Below are 253 nucleotides of genomic sequence, written 5' to 3' on the forward strand. Positions count from 1 at the left end.
GACGGCTCCGAAATCTACCGCATCGCCCCCGACGGCACACCTCTGCGCCTCGTCGCCCTCCAGCAGGACGTCGTCTACGCCCTCACCGTTCGCAACAACGCACTCTTCGCCGCCACCGGCAATCGCGCCGCGTCTATCGCATCGACACAGCGCAGGCCAACACTTACACAGACATCGCGCACACCGAAGCCAGCCAGGTAACGGCCATCGCGCAAACGCCCTCCGGTCTCGCTCTTGCCACCGCTAACAGCGG

At 65.6% G+C, this 253-nt stretch carries 1 protein-coding gene; it reads left to right on the top strand.

The genetic code is table 11. The features are described 5' to 3' along the window. Positions 1-201 (top strand): hypothetical protein (locus tag JAO32_RS19970; protein ID WP_334243655.1); only part of this gene is annotated, 201 nt, incomplete at its 5' end. Positions 202-253 lie beyond the last annotated feature (52 nt).

The organism is Terriglobus sp. ADX1, from assembly GCF_036877645.1.
GTDB lineage: Bacteria > Acidobacteriota > Terriglobia > Terriglobales > Acidobacteriaceae > Terriglobus.